Consider the following 17,432-nt stretch of genomic DNA (forward strand, 5'->3'; position numbering starts at 1 on the left):
GTGGCGCGTCCAGTCTGGAAGGGGTCGATCAGCTTCGGGTTGGTGAGCGTCCCGATGCGGGCGTTCACCGCGGCCCGGGATCACACGGTGCACTTCCACCAGCTCGAACGGTCGAGCGGTGCTCGTGTGCGCAACCACACCGTGTCCGAGGAGTCGGGCAAGGAGGTCGAGCGCGACGACATGGTGCTCGGGTACGAGCTGCCCAACGGCAAGTACGCGACGTTCGAGCGCGACGAGCTCGACGACCTCCGACCCGCGAGCACCCGCGCCGTCGAGATCCGGGACTTCGTCGCCCTCGACGATGTCGATCCCATCTACTACCAGCGGACCTACTGGCTGGCGCCCGATGGCGATGCCGCAGCCGAGCCCTACGCGCTCCTGCTGCGGGCCATGGAGGACAAGGGCCGGGTGGGCATCGGAACCGTGGTCATGAGGAACAAGCAGTACCTCACCGCGGTGAGGCCGCTGGACGGCGCGCTCGCCATGTCGACCATGCGCTTCGCCGACGAGGTCATCGACCGGTCGTCCATCGACGACATCCCCGAGAAGGTCGGCAAGGCCGACCCCAAGGCGGTGCAGCTCGCCGGCCAGATCATCGACGCCCTGGCCGGTGCATGGGACCCGAGCCAGTACCACGACACGTACACCGAAGAGGTCAAGAAGATCATCACCGCCAAGTCGAAGGGCAAGACCATGACCCCGCCCCCGTCCAGCGACGATGAGGGCGGCGAGGTGATCGATCTGATGGACGCCCTGCGGGCCAGCATCGAGCGCAGCACCGGGAGATCCAGGACGGGCACCAAGGAGCGGCCCGCCAAGAAGGCGGCAGCCACGAAGCGCAGCGCCAAGCGCTCCACGGCGAAGAAGGGGCCCGCGAAGAAGGCGGCTGCGAAGAAGCCGGCGGCCAAGAAGCCGGCGACGAAGCGGGCTGCGAAGAAGGCGACCGCCAAGAAGGCAGCGGCGAAGCGCCCCACCCGGAAGTCAGCATGAGCAAGGACCAGGGGAAGGACCCGCTCAGGAGGTACCGCGAGAAGCGCGACTTCACGCTCACCGCGGAGCCGCAAGGGTCGGTCGCACCATCAGCCTCGGGTGATCCTCGGTTCGTGGTGCAGCGCCACCGCGCCAGCCGCCTCCACTACGACTTCCGGCTCGAGATCGACGGGGTGCTCGCGAGCTGGTCGGTTCCCAAAGGGCCCACCCTCGATCCGTCGACCCGCCGGCTCGCCGTCCGCGTCGAGGACCACCCGCTCGACTACTTCGACTTCGAGGGCGTGATCCCGACGGGCGGGTACGGAGGAGGCGATGTGGTGGTCTGGGACTGGGGCACCTGGCGATCCGGCCACGGTGATCCCGCCCATGATCTCGCCGCCGGCGACCTGCACCTCGACCTCCACGGCGAGAAGCTCGGAGGCCGCTTCGCCCTCGTGCGCCGGGGCAAGCCGTCCTCCACCCGCGAACAGTGGCTCCTGGTCCACAAGGACGACGACGCCGCGGTTCGAGGCTGGAACCCGGAGGACTACCCACGATCGGTGCGATCGGGCTTGACGAACGACGAGGTCGTCGAGCGCGGCACCCGGCCCGCCGGTCTCGGTTAGACGGTGCCTGCCGGTCGTCAGCCGCTCGACCATCGGGCGGCAGGCAGCGCCGCCCGCGGCTGCGCAGCGGTCGACGGCCGACCCTCGTACTCGCGGGCCGGCCGTCTCGCCGCTCGGGGCCGAGCGTTCAGCCGCGGGCTTCTCGGGTTGCGTCCTTCACATCGCTCTCCACCGCTCCCTTGGCGGACGTGGCTTCGGCCCGGATCGTCTCCGCCGAGTCGACGGCGTGGTCCTTCACCTCTGCGGCGGCCTCCGTCGCGTGCTCGACGACGGGGGCCATCTGCTCCTGGACCTGCTCCTTCACCGCGCTCGCCAGCTGGCGACCGGTGTCGCTGAGCTCGGACTGCACCGGTTCCAGGAACTGCTCGGCGATGCGCTGCTCCTCGGGGGACGAGGAGGCGAGGGAACCGATCAGGACCCCGATGCCGAAGGCGACGGCACCTGCCGCGATCGGGTTCCCCGATGCCGCCTCCTTCACCCGCTCGGGCGCCTCGGCAACCGATTGCGCCGCAGAGGAAGCGGCATCCGAGGCCGAGCTCTGCGCGTCGCCGATCGCTGATCCCGTGCGCTGGGTAGCGGAGCGGGGGGCGCCCATGACCGTCGCCGCAACACGCGATCCGGATTCACGGACGCTCTGCCACCGCCTCTCGGCGATCCGGCCGGGGCTGACCCGATCGCCGATCTCGTCGAGCGTCCCGCTCATGTGGGCGCGGGTCTGCTCGATGTCACGCCTCAGTTCCTCTGTTCGCTCAGCCATTGCGCGTTCTCCTTCATGGTCTCGATGGTCTGCTCTGGGGCGGGATTCAGTTCCTGGAGCTCGCGTTGACCCCGTTGGGCGAAGACCGCGGCCACGGCCCCCAGCACGAGCGCGATGAGGAGGAAGCCGAGCCAGGTGGGCAGGAGCTCGTCGAGGGCGAAGCCGATCGCCATGACCAGGGCAATGCCGGCGTACAGGCCGCTGACGCCGGCACCAGCGAAGCCGGCCCCGGCCTTCCCAGCGCGGCGGGCTTCGACCCGCAGCTCCTCCTTGGCCAGCTCGACCTCCTTGCGCATCAACGTCGACACGTCCTCGGTCATCGTCGCAACGAGCTCGGACAGCGACCGCTCCCCCTGCGACGGCTGCATGGCCGTCATCGTTCGGCCCCCGCAACCGGGCTCGCAGGCGCGAGGTCCGGCCTCGGACCGATGGTCGAGGGGGCCACGACCGGCGGCGCGGCCGACGGCACCGACGGGGCCGCATACGCAGACCCTGCCGTGCTGGGCGCCGGAGGCGGGGACGAAAGGCTGCGAGGGGCGTCGGGTGCCGCCGCAGCAGTTCCCTGCACGCTCGTTCCCGCTCGGGCCATGCGCCCCACGAGCACCCCGGCCGCGGCCGCGCCAAGGAGGAACGCGACGGGTCGCCGACGACCGAAGTCAGCGATCTCCTCGGCCGCGCCGCGCACACCGAGCTGGTCGGTCCGCTCCGCAAACCGATCGAGCCGCTGGCTCGCCTGCCGGGCCAGGTCGGCCGTGCGCCCAGCATCTTCTGGACGACCCTCGCACAGCGCCCGCAGCTCTTCGGCGGTGGTGCGCGCCATCGACGTGACGTCGCCGAGGCGCTGGTCGAGCTGGGTCTCCAGCTCGGCCGTCGCCGAGGTGAGCGCCTGCATCGCCTGATCTCTGGTCTCTGCGGTGAGCGTCGAGACCTGCTCCTTGGCATGGGCCGCCACATCGCGTGCCTCGGACACTGCGGTCTGGGCGACCGCCTGGCCCTGCTCGGTCATGGTGCCAGCGACATCTCCGGCCGCACCGATCACCTTCTCCTTGGCCGAATCGGCCTCCGTGTTCTGCGGTCTCAGATCCGTCATCGTTCCGTCCTCCTCTGGAGTTGTGAGGCGCTCGTCATGAGCGAGGCGATCGCCCCGAGCGCCGTGGACCGCCTTCACTACCCCTGCGTTCTGGACCTCCAACCTCACCCGATGGGGGACTTTTTCCTTACCCCTTCGGTCCGCACGGGCCGCAGCGCGCCAGGCGGTCCCGCGTCAGGGTTGACGGTCGCGGAGCGCCTTGACCTGGTCGTGGGCGGAGCGGATCGCGGCGAGCTGGCGCTGCACGATGGTCTTGAGCTCGGGTGAGATGTCGCTCTGGAGCGCCTTCTCGAACTCGGAGACGGCGTGGTCCTCTCCTTGCTCGGCCGCATCGAGCACGCCATCAGGATCGGATCCGGCGATGGCGTCCTTGACGGCCATCCATCCGCGGTGGGCCTTGGCCGCCACGGTGCCAGACGCTTCGATCTGGTCGCCGTAGCTGGCTGCGATCGCCTGGAGCTCGTCGGCGAGCTGGCCCCGCTGGGCGGCGAGCTGGCGGAAGGTTCCGGCCAGCCGTGGTTCGCCGTCCTTCTCGACCTTGTCAGCCGCCCGAGCGAACCCGTCCTTGCCGTCCTCGAGGGTCTGGATGAGATCCTTCGTCACTGCTTCATCGTTCGACATGGGTGTCCTCCTGCGTTGGTGGGGATGGTCGCTACCCGGCGTGGAGGGTCGGCAACCATCGCCACGCCGGCCGCGTCGAACGACGGAACGAGGTGCCGACGGCGGCGTCGGGGTCGGTGGCGAACGCGAGGTCGGCACCACCAAGCGGGCGGGCGCGGTCAGAAGAAGTGCTTGAAGGGCCTGACCGCCCACTCGGCCGCGTGCTGCAGGGGCGAACGCCTCTCCCAGCGCCCACGTTCGATCCGGACGCTCCGCTCCAGGTCGGACTCGAACTGCTCATCGAGGACCGCAGTGACGTGTGGATCCAGGACGACGAGGTTCACCTCGTCGTCCAGGCGGGCAGATCGGTTGTTCAGGTTCGCGCTGCCGATGTTGCTCACGAAGCCATCGATGGTCATCACCTTGGCGTGCAGCATCGAAGGCTGGAAGCTCCAGATGGCAACGTCGTGATCGAGCAGGCGCTCGTAGGCCCGCTCCCCCGCCAGCTGGACGAACCGCTTGTCGGCGTGCGGACCGGGGAGCAGGATCTCGACCGAGACGCCTCTTTCGGCGGCGGCGCAGAGCCGGTCGCAGAGCTCGTCGTCGGGCACGAAGTACGCGGTGGTGATCCGCACGTGGTGCTCGGCGAGCTGGAGCAGCGTGCGGAAGAGGGTGTCGACATCGCTCCAGCCGGTCTCGGATGCGCTGCGCACCACCTGCGCGATGGCGGTGCCGTGCTGGGGCGGCTCGGGGAAGCGGTCGACGTCGTCGTCGTAGAGGGTGGGGTTCGTCTCGATCCAGTTGTCCAGGAACGCGGCCCGGAGCCCATCCACCGCGGGTCCGCGGATGCGGAAGTGGGTGTCGCGCCACTCGTCGGCGTTGCGGGCGTCGCCGCGCCATTCATCGGCGATCCCGACGCCTCCGGTGAAGCCGAGGTCCTCGTCCACGATGAGGACCTTGCGATGGGTCCGATGGTTCACCTGGGTCGGTCGGAAGCGCTTCAGGGGCCGGAACCAGCGGACGTCGACGCCGTTGTCGGCCATGTCGTCGAGGAGCTTGGTATCGATGGGACGGGCGCCGAGCGCGTCGAGCAGGACTCGGACGCGGACGCCGTGACGCGCCCGTTCGCAGAGACGGGAGGCGAGCTCATCTCCGATCTCGCCCTTCCAGTAGACGAAGGTCAGGAAGTCGATCGTGTGCTCGGCCTGCTCGACGGCTTCGAGCATGGCGGGAAAGATCTCATCACCGTTGCGGAGCACGTCGATCAGGTTCCCCTCGGTGGCAGGGACGCCGAGGATGCCTTCCACATGGCGGCGGATCCGGGTGGTCCCGTCATCGTCCGGGACCTGGCGGCCGATCGCATCCGCGGTCATGTGCGCTCGGTGACCCGGGATGTCGTCGCGTCGGCGTCGGGCTCCGATTGGCTCACCTTCTCCTCGTCCTGCGGCTCGATGTCTCCGGATCGGGTCGCCTCGAGCTGCGCCGCGACCGCGGCGCCGTAGAGGATGGCCACCGAGGACAGGAGCGCCCAGACCTGGAGGGCGACGATCCCTGCCAACGGGCCGTACGTCTGCCCGAACGAGCGGCTCGCGCGCAGCACCACCCCCATGATCGTGGTGACCGCGAACCAGAGGGTGATGGAGATGGCGGACCCGAACGCCAGCCAGGACCAGCCGGGCTGATGGCGACGCGGACACCATCGGAACAGCAGCGCCATGGCGGATGCGATCAGGATCAGGGCGACCGGCCAGCGAAGGATCGTCCACGCTCGGTTGAGGGCTGGGTTGTGGAGCGAGGTGCCGACCGTGCTGCCGAAGCCGAGGGCCAGGAAGGACACCGCCACGAGGGCGCCCGCGCTCAGGGCGAGCAGCAGGGCCAAGCCGTACTTCTGCACCGCCGGGCGGTCCTGTTCCACCCCGTAGATGCGGTTGAGGGCCCGCTCCAGCTGCCCCATGGCCGTGGTGCTCGAGACCAGGGTGCCGACGAGTCCGAGGGCCAGCGCGGTGTAACGGCGTGAGGCGCCGGCGTGGCGGGCCTGGTGGACCGCCTGGGTGAGCACGTTGCCGGCGGGACCGGGAGCGGCGTGCTCGATCGCGCTCACGATGGCGTGGGAGACGTCGGTTCCGCCGAGGGCGCTCGCCGTACCGACCAGCACGATCGTCCCCTGCACGAGCACGAGGGAGGTCATGAACGCCAGCGAACGGGCGTGGCTGAAGCCGTCGGACACCCGAAGGCGCATGAAGGCTTCCTTGAGCAGCTGGCGCCGACCGGTCTGCGACAACGTGCGCCAGGCATCGTCGCCGGTGAGCTCCCACGTCTCGGGAACCAGCTTGGCAGTGCTCATCCCTCACCTTCGGCGTTCGGGACGCAGATGGTGACGGCACCGGCCTCGATCTCGACCTTGATGGTCTTGACCTCGGTGCGGGCCCCACCGTCGAGCTCGTAGGGCAGCTTCCGGGACAGGGTGGCCTTGATGGTGTGGGCGGACGTGTGGCGGGTGAACGGCGACTTCTCGACGCTGCCCGCAGCCATGCGGGCCAGGACCCGCGACCACTGGAGGGCGCCTGCCGCGGTGACGACCCCGACCTCGAGGACACCATCGTCGGGTCGGGCATCGGCGAACGCCACGAGCCCGCCCGTGATCGTCCCCACGTTGCCCACCAGGAGGCAGGTCGCCTTGCCGTCGAACCACTTGGCGCCATCGACCCTGATCTTCATCCGAACCTGGTCGGACCCCACGTTGCGGACCCCGGTCCACACGTAGGCGAGCTTCCCGGCCTTGTCCTTCAACCCCGCGTCGGCATCGCGGATCATCGCGGCATCGAACCCGACGCCGGCCATGACCATGAAGCGCTCGCCGTTGATGACGCCCACGTCGAGAACGCGAGGACGGCCGTGGAGGCCGACCTGGACCGCGTCGGCGACGCTGTCCTTCGGGATGCCGAGGTTGGTGGCGAGGAGGTTGGCCGTGCCGGCCGGGAGGACGGCCACCGTCACCGGTTCGCCGGCGAGCTCGTCGATGCAGCGCTGCACCATGCCGTCGCCGCCCCACACGAAGATCAGCTCCGCGCCGGCATCGATCGCCTGGCGCACCCGCTTGGGCGCCTTCCGGCTCTTCGGGACCTCGTACCAGATCGGGTCGTGGACCCCGTTGTGGGCCAAGACCGTCCTGAGCTCGTCGAGGCCGCCCCCGAACGCCTTGCCACTGTGCGCGATCACTGCGACGGACTTCATCTGGTCTCCACTCGGGTCGGGTCCACGGATCGTTCACGGAGCCGTCCATCGGCCAGCACCGTGACCCGGGTCGCCACGACCGCCAGCCAGAGTGCCGAAGCGCCAACCAGGGCCCCGACGGTCACATCGGTGACGTGGTGCATCCCTCGGTACACGCGAGCCCAACCGACCGCCACCGCCAGGGCCGCCACCAGAAACCACCGGACGGCACGAACCGCCGACGGAGCGGTCATCGGCACCAGCAGCAGGACCGCCGCGCCCCACAGCACCACCGTCGCCGCCGTGTGACCGGACGGGAAGCTGAACGTGCTCGGCTCCGTTCCCAGCTTCGCCACGGTCGGCCGGGGTCGGCGAACGATCTGGTTGATCGCGAGGAACGTCGCCAGCTCGATGGTGAGCCCGATGACCACCACGAGCAGGTCCCGCCACCGGCGGAGCAACGCCAGGACCGCCTCGAGCAGGAGCGCGCCGACGATGATCGGAACCGTCTCCGCTGACTTCGACAGCGCACCCGATGCCGACGTCCACCCGTCCGAGCGCCGCGCGACCAGCCAACGGTTGACCCCGTCGTCCCAGTGGCGCAGACCGCCGAACACGCCGACATGGGTGAGCAGCGCCCCGATCGCCACGCCGACCAGGACCAAGGCCAGCCACCCGGTCACGCCGACCGCAAGGGCAGAGACGACCGGTCCCCGCCCGCGGGCGGCGACCGCGCCCGCAGCCTGTTCCACCGACCGCGAGGATGCCCGCTCCGTCACCGAACGCCCAGAACCGAGGGCCGATGACGGCGCCTGGGTTCGCGGTTGATCGCCCATGGCGATTGTTTAGTGCGTGAACGGAAGGTGAACTGGCCTACTGTCCGCGCGCACTGGAAGGGGGCGTGAGATCGTGATCGAAGCGGCCGTCCTGATCCCCGCGATGCTGATCGGGCTGGGCGCGTACCTCGCGGCGTACCGCTGGCCAGACCCCATCGGCGCCCCTCGCGTCGACACCGCAACGGTGCGCGACGAGGTCCAACGGCACCCTGCCTTGGCCGCGCTGCTCCGCACGCGGACCGATCCCGCTGAGCTCACCGGGCTCGCCCTCACGGTCGCCGCCGCGGCCTGCCTGCTGGCCGCGGGTGGCATCGGCCTCCTCCTGGCCATGATCCGCACCGGGAGCGGGTTCGCTCGGTGGGACGCGGCGTTCGCCCGGTTCGGAGCGACCCACGCGACGGCCGGTTCGACCACGTTCCTCCGGGACATCAGCCTGCTGGGCGGCACCGTCGGCGTCATCGTGATCGGGGTCCTCATCGGGCTGGTCGAGGTCCGCCGCACCCGCACCTTCGCCCTCCTCGGCTTCTTGGTGCTGGCCTGTGGCGGGCAGTTCGCCATCGCCAACCTCCTCAAGGTCATCGTCAACCGCGATCGACCCGACATCCTCCCCCTGACCGGCTTCTCGGGCTCGTCGTTCCCCTCCGGACACGCGACCGCCGCCGCCGCCGTCTTCATGACCGCCGCCTTCTTGATCGGGCGACGCCGCAGCCGCCGCGTCCGAGCCGCTCTCGTCGGGGGCGCGGTCGCCATCGCGTGCTGCGTCGCCGCCAGCAGGGTCCTGCTCGGGGTCCACTGGTTCACCGACGTCATCGCTGGGCTCCTGCTCGGATGGGCCTGGTTCGCCATCTGCTCGATGGTGTTCGGAGGACGCATCCTCCGATACGGAGCACCCATCCAGCAGGCCCAAGCGTCCGCGCCGCCCGCTCCCGTGCCCCACTAGGAACCACTGGTCGGGTGACGGCGGCCGACGCAACCTCCCTCGATGCCTCCACCCCGGACTCGAATCCGATCAACGGGGAAGTGGGGACCATGGTCGATCCCTCGCTGTCCGCTCCCGTCGCTTCGGCCAGGCGGCGCGAGCGGTCGAGGCGCCGCCTGACCGTGGAGATCAAGCGCGTCGACCGCCTGACCTCGAGTCCGCACGCCGTCGTGGCCGTGGTCGTGGCCGTGGTCCTCGCCGTGGCCCTGCTCGTCATCGACGGGTTCCCGGACCGCTGGGTCGCGGCGTTCTCCTGCGTCACCGGTGCCGTCACGGTCTCGATGACGTTCGTGATCCAACACGCCCAGAGCCGACAGCAGGTGGCGACGCAGCTGAAGCTCGACGAGCTCATCCGGGCCCTGCCCGAGCCGGACGACCGTGCCGCGCACCTGGAGAACGCCGATGAGGTGGAGCTGGAGGAGCGCGAGCGCGAGGCCGCCCGTCATCACGCCAGCAACCGGAGACCGAGGAGCCGGCGACCTCAGTAGGTCCGGGAGCGGCGGAGCCGCAAGGGCCGGCCATCAGGGTCGACGAACAGCCGGTAGACGATCGCAAGGAACGGCCGGCCCCACCAGGGGACCGCCTGGAGGCGGTGGGGGCGGAGGTGCCCGGCGGGCCGCTCGCCGCGGGGCGCGGGGGCGGCGGCCCACGCGTCGAGACGCCGAGCGCTCGCCCTCAGGACCTCGAAGGCCTGCTGGGGATCGACGATGTCGTGGTCGTCGCCGCCAACCCGTCCGAGGTGCTCGCACCACAGCCTCAGGCGCGTCTCGCGGGCGAGCACCCGGGCCCCATCGCCGCGACCTCCAGGATCGGTTGGCTCCCGGTCATCACGTCGCTCATCGATGACCGCGCAGCCGATCTCGGAGTCGTGGGTCCACGACCGGCGGTTGAGGTTGTCGGAGCCGATCTCCATCCAGACGTCGTCGATGATGCACACCTTGGCGTGCACGTAGATCGGCGTGCCCAGCCGGTTCTCGAGGTCGAACACGGCGACGCGGTCGCCGCCGGCCGCGGTGACGATGGCCAGGGCTCGCTCGCGGGCCATCCGGCTCACGTTCCCGGTCACCGCTCCGTCCTGATCGGGATGGCGGGGAACCACGATGACGAGCCGCAGCGAAGGGTTGCCGCGAAGCGCCTTCGCCAGGGCGCGGGCCATCTCCACGGACCAGAAGTACTGGTCCTCCAGCACCACCAAGGAGCGAGCCCGACCGATCGCCTTGAGGTAGGCCCGGGCGACGCTCCGTTCGCCGTCCGGGGCGAACGGGTACCGCGGGCGACGCGACGGGTACGTCCTCAGGACCTGGACCGCACTGGTCCCGGTCGTGGACGGCGACCCGATCGGCACCTCGACCGGAGGGAGCCGTCGAGGCTGGTGGTTGCGCCAGCGGAGGAAGGCGCGCACCGGGTTCCGGTGATCGAGCCGGGCCGGGTCGTTCCACCGCTCCGCGAAGGACCACGCCACATCGTCGACCGCGGGTCCCTCGACCGCGAGGTGCACGTCGTGCCAGGGAGGGCGAGCACCGTACCGATCGCTCAGGCGAACGGCCTGCGGATCACCGAGGTGGTCGGCGTCGTCGTGGCGGCCGTGGCACAGGTCGATGCCCCCGACGAAGGCCAGGTCCGGGCCGAGCCTCGCCGGCCGGCGGATCACCACCAGCTTCTGGTGGTGGCACCCGCCTCGGCGGACCCGCTCGTCGAGGGCCAGCAGACCTCCTCGACGGTTGACCTCCCGCACCAGGGCCATGTTGTCCTGCTCGGAGAACTGGGCCTGCCGCGGGTGGGACCGCCACAGCAGGCCGCAGATCTGCACGCCCCGCTCGGCCAGCCGGGTCAGGAGCGGTCCCACCTCGCTCCCGCTCCCGGACAGCCGCTCGTCGGCGTTGCCATCCCAGTCGGTGAACCACACCGTGGACGCCTCGTCGAGATCGACCAAGACCTGCTCGAGGTGGCCGAAGTAGCCGGCTCCGTCGAGCCAGACCGTGACGTCGTTGCCGACGCTCCACGCCGCAGGGGGCGCGCGCCGTCGATCGATCTCGGTCGCCGGGTTGGCCCGCTCCTCGGGGGTGAGGAACCAGTCATCGAGCCTCACCCTTGGTCCCTACCCGGACCCTCGGGCGGCGATACCCACGTGGTTGTGCCTGCGGTCGTCGCCGCCCGGAGCGAGGTGACCATGGGATCACCCGCATGGGGCGGTCGGAAGCCGGCGGATCGGGGTACCGAAAGGACATGGACCTTCCCCAGCACATCGTGATGCTCGGCCTCATGGGCTCGGGCAAGACCACGGTCGGTCGCCAGGTGGCCCAGCGGCTGGAGCGGCCGCTCGTCGACAGTGACGCATGGATCGAGGAGCGCACCGGCATGACCGTCGCCGCCCTCTGGCACCGCGGCGGGGAGGCCGCGTACCGGCCCCACGAGCGCGAGGTGGTCACCCAGACGCTGGCCGGCAACGGGCCCGACGTGCTGAGCGCCCCTGCCGGCGTCGTCACCGATCGCGTGGCGGTGGCCTCGCTCGAGCAACCCGGGGTGTTCAGGGTCTGGCTCCGCGCCGACGCGGCCACGTTGGCCGAGCGCGTCCGCTTCAGCAGCCACCGCCCCCTGCTCGACGGCGATGCCGAGGCCGTGCTCGCGCAGCAGGCGCGCGAGCGGGCGCCGCTCTACGAGGAGCTGGCCGACGTGATCCTCGACGTCGAGGGCTCCTCGCCCACGGAGCTCGCCGATCGGGTGATCGAGGCGATCGGGGCGGCGCCCGCCACACCCCATCAGGGTCGCCCCCTCAACGCCTGAGCTCGGCCGGTGCACGCCGGACGGTCAGCCGGCTTCTGGAGGCTGGCGTCGATCGCCCTCGGCGACCGCCGTGCCCGGAGCGAGGTCGCCGTGGTCGCGCCGGACGCGCTGCTCCGCTTCGTCCAGGACGCGGCCGGCGTCGTCGGTGGCTCCGGTGCGGGCGGTGGCATCGGGGCCGGCGGCGTCGAGGCGGCGAAGCTCGCCGTGCGCCTCGACCCGGCGGTCGGCTGTGGCCCACCCGAGCGCCTCCTCGGCCCAGCCCAGGATGTCCTGCCAGCGGCTCTTCGACGGAGCTCCTCCCGCCAGCGGCTCGGCCTCGTCATCGTGGTGCCACGCCGTCGGCAGCTCAGCCGGCACGACCGCCACGCTGATCACCCCACCTTCGACGATTCCGGCCGGGACCTTGTCGAGCAACGGACCCCGGCCCTGGCCGGTGACGATCAGGGTCGCGCCGATGCGGGTGGCCAGAGCGGGGAGCGCATCGCTGGGATCGCCCTCGACCACCGAGACCTCGAGCCCCTCCGGGATGCGTTCGTCGATCGCCCCCGCGAGCTCCACCTCTTGGCGGATCCGCTCGGCGTCCCCTTCCGCCTCGGTCGCCCCGGCGGGATGGGGATACGAGTCTGCGAGGGACGGCGTCGCGAACGCGGCATGGACGGTGGTGCCGATCCGGTGGGCCAGGTCGCCCGACCAGGCGAGGACGGCCGTATCCGCCTTGCTCCCGTCGACCGCCGCCAGGATGGGCCCCGCTCCCACCTCGAGTCGCGCTCCCTGGGCGATCACCACGGGAAGCGCACTGGTGCTGGCCATGCGCAGCACCGACGAGCTCCATCGGGGAGCCAGCGCGGCCGCAGGATGGCCCACGACGATGGCCTCCGCCTGCTCGGACACGTCATCGGCCGTCTTGGTCAGGGCGTCCTCGGGGTCTCCGGAGGTGACGACCACGTCATAGGGGACGTCATCGGTGGACCGCTCGGCCCGGTGGAGCTCCTGCTCGGCATGGCGCCGGACCTCCCCTTCGAGGCGCTCGGCGCGGCCCGGCGGCAGCTCCGCCTGATCGGGAGACCACGCCGTGACCAGCGTGAGCCCCGACCCCGTCGCGGCCGCATACGAGCTCGCCCAGCGCAGGGCCGGCTGTTCCGAGCCCTCCGCGTCGATCCCGACGATCACCTGGTTCATGGGACGCTCCTCTCTGGCTGCCGAGGCCCGGGCCGATCTGCCTCCCCCTCCACTAGCCGCAGGGCCGGTGATCGAGACACCGCTCGATCCCGCGGCATCGGGAGCCGGGGCGCAGGACCCGCGGGCGCGCTAGGTGTCGACCCCCCGCCGGAGGCGCAGCCCGGCCTTGATCAGCCCGAGGTGGGTGAAGGCCTGCGGGAAGTTGCCCAGCATCTCGCCGGTCGAGGGATCGACCTCCTCCGAGAAGAGGCCCAGGTCGTTGCCGGCAGCCAGCACGGCGTCGTACAGCTCCGAGGCCAGGGAGCGACGGCCCTGGAGGACCAGGACCTCGATCAGCCAGCAGGTGCACAGCAGGAAGAGCCCTTCGTCGGTGCTGCCGACGTCGTGCCGGTTGCGCCGCAGGAGCCCGCTCGTGTCGGCGAGCTCGTCGATGATCACATCGGTGGTGGTCCGCATCCGGTCGTCATCGGCCGCGACGAAGCCCACCAGCGGGAGCCGCAGCAGGCTGGCATCGACGGCACGGGTCCCGAAGTGCGACACGAAGTTCCCCCGGTCGGGGTCGACACCGCGGCGATCGACGGCCTGCCGCAGGTCACGGCGCGTCGCCTTCCAGGCCTCGAGGCGGGGGGCCGGAAGGCCTTGCTCCTCGGCCAGGCGGATGCCGCGATCGGCTGCCACCCAGGCCATGACCTTCGAGTGCACGAAGTGCTGGAGCGGGCCCCGGGTCTCCCAGATGCCCGCGTCCTCGTCGTCGGCGTAGCGCGTCGCCGCATCGACCACGGACGCGAGGAACCGCCATTCGTCCGCGTCGAGCACGCCGTGCCGGTCGTGCCACAGGTGGGCCACGTCCAGCACGTGCCCGTAGCAGTCGAGCTGCCGCTGCCCTGCGGCTGCGTTCCCGACCCGCACCGGACCCGACCCCCGCCACCCGCTCAGGTGATCGACCTCGCGCTCGGGCAGCGATCGCTGCCCGTAGGTGCCGTAGAGGACCTGGACCTCGTCGCCTTGCCCGGCCGACGAGCGCAGCACGAAGTCGCGGAACGCTTGCGCCGAACCGTGGTGCCCCAGCTGGTCCAGGGCGTCGACCGTGAGCGCGGCGTCCCTCACCCAGCAGTAGCGGTAGTCCCAGTTGGCCGGGCCCCCGACGACCTCGGGGAGCGAGGTGGTCGCCGCGGCGACGATCCCGCCCGTCCTCTCGCAGCTGAGGCCCTTCAGGACCATCGCCGAGCGACGGATCGTGTCCGCGTCCCGTCCGACGACCTGGGTGCGGGCGGACCACCCGCGCCACCAGGCCTTCGTCTGGTCCAGCAGGTCGGCGACCGATGAGGCGACCGCCGCGTCCGGGACGAGGCGATGGGGCTGCTGGGCCACGAGGACCAGGTCCCAGGACCCGCCGTCCGGGCGGAGCGCGAGCCGGCCGGTCAACCGACCCCCGTCCCGATCGAGGTCCAGCTCCTGCGAGGAGCCGACCACCACCGCCTGGTCGCCCCCGACGGCGCTGTAACGGCAGCCGCCGTGGTCGCGCACCCACGGGGTGGTCGCGCCGTAGTCGAACCGCGGCTCGATCAGCAGCTCGACCTCGACCTCGCCGGCGGTCACCTCGATCGAGCGGACGATCCGTGAATCCCCGTTGGCCCCACCGCTGGTGTCCGTGCGCGCCAGCGCGTCGGTGCAGCACAGGGTGCCGTCGGCGGTGGTCAGCACGGTCGAGAGCACCATGGTGCCCGGGAGGTAGCGACGCGACCTCTCGAGGATCGGGCTCGTGGGGCGGATCTGGAACGAGCCGCCGCGGTCGGCATCGAGCAGCCGACCGAACGTCGATGCTGCGTCGAACCGGTCCAGGCAGGCCCAATCGATCGACGCGTCGCGGCTGACCAGCACCGTGGACCGCCCGTCGGCGAGGAAGGCGTACGAGGAGATCGGCTCGAAGCCGGTGTCAGCCACCGGCGGACCGCCCCGCGCCGAGCGCGACCCGCGTCGTGCTCACGGGCGTGGGCTGCGGTCGGACATGGCCGTTGGTACCCGCAGATCGGTCTTCCCATCCGCACGAGACCCTCGGTCTGACCCGGCCGGCGATGACCGGGGGTATGGAGGGGCCGTTGCGGAGGTAGTGGGGCGGGAAGGACACGTGAACGGAGCAGCCGTTGAGTGACCCCCCTGATCGGCTGGAGGTGGCGGTCGCGGCGTCGTTCCTCGTCACCACCGCCGCGGGGGTGGGCCTGGCCGTCGTCTACTGGAACGGTGGCCAGACCCAGCTCGAGGGCCTGCTGCTCGCGGTCGCGCTCTACGGGCTGGCGGTCGGCATCGGGCTGTGGGCCAAGCACGCCATGGGGCCCGGCGATCAGGTGGAGGCGCGCGAGCCGCTGCGATCCTCCGACGAGGACCGGCGGGCCGTCGCGGCGGACTTCGATGCCGGCGAGCGGATCCTCGGCCGTCGGGGCCTGCTGCTCAAGCTCCTGGCCGTCGGCGTGGGGACGCTCGGCGGCGCGCTGCTGTTCCCCGTCCGTTCCCTCGGTCCCCGTCCCGGCCACCAGCTGAGCGAGACGCCGTGGCGCCGCAACCGACGCCTCGTGACCTCGAACGGCGACCCGGTCCGGCCCGGTGACCTGCCGTTGGACGGGGTGGTGACGGTCTTCCCCGAGGGTGACCCCTCCCCCGGCGACGCGCAGACCGTGCTCATCCGCCTGCCGGCGGGCGTCAACCGGCCCCGACCCGGGCGCGCGGGATGGACGGCGGCCGGGTGCATCGCGTACTCGAAGGTGTGCACCCATGCGGGCTGTCCGGTCGGGCTGTACGAGGCCGAGGCCCGCCAGCTGGTGTGCCCGTGCCACCAGTCGCTGTTCGATGTGACCGACGGGGCCCGCCCCACCTTCGGCCCCGCGACGCGTTCGCTGCCGCAGCTGCCGCTCGATCTCGACGCTGACGGCTACCTGGTGGCCCAGCACGACTTCGATGAACCCGTCGGACCGGCGTGGTGGGGCACCTCGTGAGCGATCGGCGGCGCAAGACGGCGACCCGGCGGGCCGCGGAGTTCGTCGACGAACGGGTGGGCGGCGCCCGGTTCGTCCGCGAGGCGCTGGGCAAGGTGTTCCCGGACCACTTCTCGTTCATGTTCGGGGAGGTGGCGCTCTACAGCTTCGTGGTGCTGGTGGTCACCGGGGTGTTCCTGACGTTCTTCTTCGTCCCGAGCTCGCGGACCGTCACCTACGAGGGCAGCTACCGCCCGATGCACGGCCAGCACGTGTCGGCGGCGTACGACTCGGCGCTGCGGTTGAGCTGGGACGTGCGCGCTGGTCTGGTCATGCGCCAGATCCACCACTGGGCGGCGCTGGTGTTCCTCGCCGCCATCGTGCTGCACCTCGCCCGGATCTTCTTCACCGGCGCGTTCCGGCGCCCTCGGGAGATCAACTGGATCGTGGGCGTCACCCTGCTGGTCCTGGCCATCGGCAACGGGTTCGCCGGGTACTCGCTCCTCGACGACCTCCTCTCGGGCACCGGCCTGCGGATCATGTTCTCGGTCGTCGAGTCGGTGCCCGTGGTCGGCGACACGGTGGCCTTCTGGGTGTTCGGTGGCGAGTACCCGTCGGACCAGGTGATCGGCCGGTTGTTCATCGCCCACGTGCTGCTCGTTCCGGCCATGATCACGGCGTTGCTGGGCATCCACCTCGCCCTCGTGACCAGGCAGAAGCACACCCAGTTCGCCGGTCCCGGCCGGACCGAGGACAACGTGGTGGGGACCCGCCTGTGGCCCACCTATGCGGCCAAGTCCATCTCCCTGTTCCTCGCGGTGGCCGGATCGCTGGCCTTGCTGGGAGGCCTGTTCCAGATCAACCCGATCTGGCTGTACGGCCCCTACGACCCCGCCGAGGTGACCACCGCGGCCCAGCCGGACTGGTACATGGGCTGGCTCGAAGGCGCCCTGCGGCTGATGCCGCCGTGGGAGGTGCGCGGCTGGGGCCACACCGTCCCGAACGTCTTCTTCCCGGCCGTCTTGCTGCCCGGGCTCACGTTCGCCGCGCTCTACGCCTGGCCGTTCCTGGAACGGCGCTTCACCCACGACCACGCCGAGCACCACCTGCTCGACCGACCACGCGATCGGCCCGTGCGCTCCGCGCTGGGCGCCGCCGCGCTGACCTTCTACCTGGTGCTGTTCGTCGCGGGCAGCCAGGACGTCATCGCCGCGAAGTGGAACATCTCGGTGAACCACCTCAACTGGGTGCTGCGCGGCGCGGCGATCGTGCTCCCGGTGGTGGCGGGGTTCGCGGTGCACCGGTGGTGCCGAGATCTGGGTCGGGGAGACCGGCAGGCGGCCGAGGCGCTCGACCGGTTGGCGGAGGCGGAGCCGCATCCGCCGGTCCCCCACGAGGTGGACACCGGCGGACCGTGATGCGATCCCGAT

General features: G+C 71.1%; 18 protein-coding genes. 7 read left to right on the top strand and 11 right to left on the bottom strand.

Annotated features, from left to right (window positions below; genetic code table 11):
- Both ACPPVX_RS09090 and ACPPVX_RS09095 read left to right on the top strand, forming a co-directional pair.
- Positions 1-990, top strand: a complete 990-nt coding sequence (locus ACPPVX_RS09090; protein WP_426574576.1) for a Ku protein — start codon at positions 1-3, stop codon at positions 988-990.
- Positions 987-1,595: a DNA polymerase ligase N-terminal domain-containing protein gene (locus ACPPVX_RS09095; RefSeq protein WP_426574577.1), complete on the top strand. Its 609-nt coding sequence runs from the start codon at positions 987-989 to the stop codon at positions 1,593-1,595. Before ACPPVX_RS09090 ends, ACPPVX_RS09095 begins: the two co-directional genes overlap by 4 nt.
- Before the next feature lie 127 nt (positions 1,596-1,722).
- Here ACPPVX_RS09095 and ACPPVX_RS09100 read toward each other — a convergent pair whose 3' ends face one another.
- The 8 genes from ACPPVX_RS09100 to ACPPVX_RS09135 all read right to left on the bottom strand — a co-directional run bounded on the left by ACPPVX_RS09100 (position 1,723) and on the right by ACPPVX_RS09135 (position 8,007).
- On the bottom strand, positions 1,723-2,352 hold the full coding sequence (locus ACPPVX_RS09100) for a DUF3618 domain-containing protein (protein ID WP_426574578.1): 630 nt from the start codon (positions 2,350-2,352) through the stop codon (positions 1,723-1,725).
- The gene (locus ACPPVX_RS09105; protein WP_426574579.1) at positions 2,328-2,720 is read right to left on the bottom strand and encodes a phage holin family protein; all 393 of its coding nucleotides are present in this window, start codon (positions 2,718-2,720) and stop codon (positions 2,328-2,330) included. Before ACPPVX_RS09105 ends, ACPPVX_RS09100 begins: the two co-directional genes overlap by 25 nt.
- Positions 2,721-2,725: 5 nt before the next feature.
- Positions 2,726-3,520 carry a hypothetical protein gene (locus tag ACPPVX_RS09110; protein ID WP_426574580.1) on the bottom strand — a complete coding sequence of 265 codons (795 nt, stop codon included), beginning with the start codon at positions 3,518-3,520 and terminating at the stop codon, positions 2,726-2,728.
- Positions 3,521-3,616: 96 nt separating this feature from the next.
- Positions 3,617-4,063, bottom strand: coding sequence for a PA2169 family four-helix-bundle protein (locus tag ACPPVX_RS09115; protein WP_426574581.1), 447 nt, complete (start codon positions 4,061-4,063; stop codon positions 3,617-3,619).
- A gap of 158 nt (positions 4,064-4,221) precedes the next feature.
- Positions 4,222-5,415, bottom strand: coding sequence for a phospholipase D-like domain-containing protein (locus ACPPVX_RS09120; protein ID WP_426574582.1), 1,194 nt, complete (start codon positions 5,413-5,415; stop codon positions 4,222-4,224).
- On the bottom strand, positions 5,412-6,386 hold the full coding sequence (locus ACPPVX_RS09125) for a YihY/virulence factor BrkB family protein (RefSeq protein WP_426574583.1): 975 nt from the start codon (positions 6,384-6,386) through the stop codon (positions 5,412-5,414). Before ACPPVX_RS09125 ends, ACPPVX_RS09120 begins: the two co-directional genes overlap by 4 nt.
- Positions 6,383-7,276, bottom strand: a complete 894-nt coding sequence (locus tag ACPPVX_RS09130) for a diacylglycerol/lipid kinase family protein (RefSeq protein ID WP_426574584.1) — start codon at positions 7,274-7,276, stop codon at positions 6,383-6,385. The genes ACPPVX_RS09125 and ACPPVX_RS09130 overlap by 4 nt, the downstream gene beginning before the upstream one ends.
- A complete protein-coding gene (locus ACPPVX_RS09135; RefSeq protein ID WP_426574585.1) occupies positions 7,273-8,007 on the bottom strand; it encodes a phosphatase PAP2 family protein in 735 nt (244 codons plus the stop codon). Before ACPPVX_RS09135 ends, ACPPVX_RS09130 begins: the two co-directional genes overlap by 4 nt.
- Positions 8,008-8,164: 157 nt before the next feature.
- On the opposite strand from ACPPVX_RS09135, the gene ACPPVX_RS09140 reads away from it, so the two are divergent.
- Together ACPPVX_RS09140 and ACPPVX_RS09145 are read left to right on the top strand one after the other, a co-directional pair.
- Positions 8,165-9,031, top strand: a complete 867-nt coding sequence (locus ACPPVX_RS09140; protein WP_426574586.1) for a phosphatase PAP2 family protein — start codon at positions 8,165-8,167, stop codon at positions 9,029-9,031.
- Positions 9,032-9,120: 89 nt separating this feature from the next.
- The gene (locus tag ACPPVX_RS09145; RefSeq protein WP_426574587.1) at positions 9,121-9,558 is read left to right on the top strand and encodes a low affinity iron permease family protein; all 438 of its coding nucleotides are present in this window, start codon (positions 9,121-9,123) and stop codon (positions 9,556-9,558) included.
- On the opposite strand, the gene ACPPVX_RS09150 is transcribed toward ACPPVX_RS09145, so the two are convergent.
- On the bottom strand, positions 9,552-11,159 hold the full coding sequence (locus ACPPVX_RS09150) for a phospholipase D family protein (protein ID WP_426574588.1): 1,608 nt from the start codon (positions 11,157-11,159) through the stop codon (positions 9,552-9,554). The two genes, ACPPVX_RS09145 and ACPPVX_RS09150, sit on opposite strands and share 7 nt — an antisense overlap.
- 137 nt (positions 11,160-11,296) lie before the next feature.
- Between ACPPVX_RS09150 and ACPPVX_RS09155 the strand changes: the two genes are divergently transcribed.
- On the top strand, positions 11,297-11,854 hold the full coding sequence (locus ACPPVX_RS09155; RefSeq protein ID WP_426574589.1) for a shikimate kinase: 558 nt from the start codon (positions 11,297-11,299) through the stop codon (positions 11,852-11,854).
- Positions 11,855-11,878: 24 nt separating this feature from the next.
- On the opposite strand, the gene ACPPVX_RS09160 is transcribed toward ACPPVX_RS09155, so the two are convergent.
- Both ACPPVX_RS09160 and ACPPVX_RS09165 read right to left on the bottom strand, forming a co-directional pair.
- Positions 11,879-13,033, bottom strand: coding sequence for a universal stress protein (locus tag ACPPVX_RS09160; RefSeq protein ID WP_426574590.1), 1,155 nt, complete (start codon positions 13,031-13,033; stop codon positions 11,879-11,881).
- Positions 13,034-13,162: 129 nt separating this feature from the next.
- Positions 13,163-14,977, bottom strand: coding sequence for a glycoside hydrolase family 15 protein (locus ACPPVX_RS09165; RefSeq protein ID WP_426574591.1), 1,815 nt, complete (start codon positions 14,975-14,977; stop codon positions 13,163-13,165).
- Between the two features lie 200 nt (positions 14,978-15,177).
- On the opposite strand from ACPPVX_RS09165, the gene ACPPVX_RS09170 reads away from it, so the two are divergent.
- Together ACPPVX_RS09170 and ACPPVX_RS09175 are read left to right on the top strand one after the other, a co-directional pair.
- The gene (locus ACPPVX_RS09170; protein ID WP_426574592.1) at positions 15,178-16,023 is read left to right on the top strand and encodes a ubiquinol-cytochrome c reductase iron-sulfur subunit; all 846 of its coding nucleotides are present in this window, start codon (positions 15,178-15,180) and stop codon (positions 16,021-16,023) included.
- Entirely contained in the window at positions 16,020-17,420 is a 1,401-nt protein-coding gene (locus ACPPVX_RS09175) for a cytochrome b (RefSeq protein ID WP_426574593.1), read from the top strand. The genes ACPPVX_RS09170 and ACPPVX_RS09175 overlap by 4 nt, the downstream gene beginning before the upstream one ends.
- Positions 17,421-17,432 lie beyond the last annotated feature (12 nt).

Origin of the sequence: Aquihabitans sp. McL0605 (genome assembly GCF_049993875.1) — a bacterium.
Classification (GTDB): domain Bacteria; phylum Actinomycetota; class Acidimicrobiia; order Acidimicrobiales; family Iamiaceae; genus Aquihabitans.